Genomic DNA, 3,143 nt, shown 5'->3' on the forward strand with positions numbered 1-3,143 from the left:
TTTCGAGAGTTAGCGGGCCGCGCCGATCTAGTCGCGATTCTCGGACGTCACGACGAGACTGCGGAGATCGCCGTCGAACTGGCGGATGCGATCGTGATGAACCTTGAGGATGAAACGAGCACGGACACCCGCATCGGTCAGACTGCGGACCTAGCGCGCGCAGTCTTACGCGTCTCGCTGGTCGAGGCGAAGGCTGCGTTCCGCGTCGGCCTGTCTCTCGCTGATAGCTTCAGCGCGGACGACATGGAGGAGACGTTAGGGCTACTCGCGGTAGGTCGCCACTATAAGGGCGATCCGATCTCGCCTCGAACGGTCTACGGCTTCAGCCGGATCTGTGAGGTGCAGATGCCAGACGAGGCTGACCGCTACGACTGGGAGCGATACTCAGACGCCTTTGCACGCCTCGGGGGCTTACAGCTATTTCCATTACTTACATGCCTGCGGAACCGGGGCCGCGGTGGAATTGAAGATGCCCACCTCGAGAGCCTCGCCAAATTGACTCAGACCGGGCGACTAGACGCCGATTTGGCAGCAGGAATGATTGGCCTTTTTCAGTACGCGGACATGCTGCGCTTCCGCCTTCCGACCTTCGTGGAACACCTGCTGCCTTCACTATCGCAAACAGCAGCAGCGGCCCTATTTGCGTTCGCGGAGACAGAGCTTGACCGGGTTGATGGTGCCACTCCCCCCAACAGCCTGATCCTCGATCTTCTTGCCCTTGCCCACACGAAGTTGCCTGCAGAGAACCCGAGCCGACGACGGTTAGCTGCCCTCGCCCAACCGGAGAACAAACCGGACCCCAGCTATCCGGGTTCGGCGTTTTCAGACGCCAACCGCGACCCCTTCATCATAGCGTTACTGGGGGAAACAGCCCGTTTCGCCGCCGATGCCCTTGACGCTATCGTTGTGGCGCTGCCCGGCCACGGAAACGGCCGTCCCATCGTTCAATTGCTCTGGGCTGTTGCAGATCGGCAGAGCCTCCCCGATGACCGCTTGGATTTTCTTGAGGCGGTCATCGAAGCTCGGGCCATCCCGCTTGACGACAAATTGATCGCCCTCACAGACATCCTCAAGACTTGGGCCGAAGGGTCAGCGGCACTCCGTGCTGCCGTACCGGATATGGTTGTCCGCTTAACTCGCCGGCATGCGCAGGACCTAATCCACGGAGAATGGAACGGCGGCTATTCGCGGCGCCGCCTCCGAGAATTAGCCGCGGGAGCGGTGCCCGAAACCAGGCTGGTCACGGAAATCCTGCAGAGGCTCGGCGGGCAAACCGCCGTCGTTTCCAGCTCAGCTTGGTTCGATTTCGCTGAGGTATTGGCCCGCGTGGCCCAAGCCACGACTATCGCCGATTGTCTGACACGTTACGTGGAAAAGTCAGAAATAGGCCTGCCGGATGCCATCGCGGGCGGACTGTGGCAACCGGGGAATGCTGTACCGGCTACCCAAGTCGAGGCCGTGGCTTGCTTGCTGTGGACTCTCCTCGGGGCGCCTGATTCATCGACCCGCTGGCGCGCTGCTCATGCGGTGCGGCGTCTGGTTAGCCTCGGGCGAGCCGATGTTTTGGGGCACCTGGTTGCGAACATCGACAGCACAAGCGCCGGTGCTTTTCAGGACTCAGCGTCCCCTTTCCTTTTCCTAAATGCCAAGCTGTGGCTACTCATCACGTTGGCTCGTATCGCGATAGATGATCCGGCCCTTGTTGCACCCTTTCAACCTCAGCTGGAGGCGATCGCGCACTCGACTGAGCTGCCGCACGTCCTCATCCGAGAGATGGCGGCGCGCACACTAGTTAGTGTAGCTGCAAGCTTGCCCCCCGGAGAAGCCGCAACTCTGCGGGCCCGAAGCGTAGCAGTAAACGCCTCACCGTGGCCCATGTCGAAGGTTGAGCGACGCGGCGGCACCGCGGGATTTTATGACCGGCGTCCAGACGGCTATCCGGAGCGCGACCTCACGTTTCGGTTCGAGTACGAGTTCGAAAAGCATGAGGTGACCGCCCTCGCTTCGCTGTTCGGCACGCACAAATATGAGGCTGGAGACCGAATTGCCGACTGGGTGAGGGTTTGGGCACCCAATGCCATCAGCATGTGGGACGATTATCGCGGTGGCGAAGGGGGTGGATCGCGACCTCAGACAATGGAGACCCACATAGGGACCTTGACTTGGCACGGGGTGTTCCTGGCAGCCGGGTCGTTGTTGCTGACCCATCCGATCTCCAGCCGTAGCTGGACAGCGGACGCGCCGTGGGCCGAGTGGCTGGCCGACGGGCTTATTTCCCGCGACGATGGCCGTTGGCTTGCTGACGACACGAGCCTCACCCCCATCGAAATGCGCACTGCACTGACCGTTGGCGAGGAGCCCGTCCCGAGGCTGTCGCGCAGCTTAGTCCGCCTATTCACTGATGGCGCAGATGCAGGTTTCCTAGTGGTTGAAGGTTCCTGGGAAACCATGGATGGTGTCGAAATCTCGATCAGTTCCGCGTTTGTGCCGCGGGCCAAAGCCGATACGGTCGCCCTGACTGTAGCGCTCGCAGATCAACACGACGTTTGGATACCCCGGGCCGACGAACTCGATAGTCATTCGCGTAATGAGGCGCCGTGGCGCAGTTGGCTAATTCGAGACGAGGCCACGCGCGAAGGCGGCCTCGACAAGGACGATCCCTACGCCTCAAATGCGGCGCGCTGCAGGATCCGACCGATAGACGCGATGGTCCGCTCGGGCAACCTGCAGCCTGACCCGCCTTTCAACCGCTGCTGGCGGACTCGCGGTGGAAAACTCCTCGCTAATGGCATCGTTTGGGGCATGCGGTTCGCACGCGGTCAACATGAGAAGGTCAGGGAGGGGCGGCGGTTGACGGCTGAATTGACCTGGATTCGCGACCTCTGCCGCCATCGCAACCAGTGCCTAGTGATGGTCGTACAAGCCCGGCGCTACATGCCCAAGATGTCGGGCGATGCAGCTTTTCCGTCGCGTTGGTTGGTGGCTACGGTGGATCGAGACGGCATCGTTCGGCCAGTATTTAGGATTCCGGCCGCAACTCGCAAAGCTGTCGCCGAGCTCGGACTTGACCGCCGGCGTGAGTTTAAGGACCGGTTCGACGCGGTTGCGGGCGCGTTAGTGACCGCCCGGCGACCGGCACGCGA

The 3,143-nt window shown here is 61.5% G+C and carries 1 protein-coding gene; it reads left to right on the forward strand.

Features of this window, described 5'->3' with window-relative positions; all coding sequences use genetic code 11:
- Nucleotides 1–93: 93 nt before the first annotated feature.
- Nucleotides 94–3,143, forward strand: a 3,050-nt coding sequence (locus tag JWQ89_RS20335) for a hypothetical protein (protein ID WP_299644099.1), incomplete at its 3' end; no start/stop codon positions are given.

This window comes from Devosia sp., assembly GCF_028290645.1.
Taxonomy (GTDB): Bacteria; Pseudomonadota; Alphaproteobacteria; order Rhizobiales; family Devosiaceae; genus Devosia_A.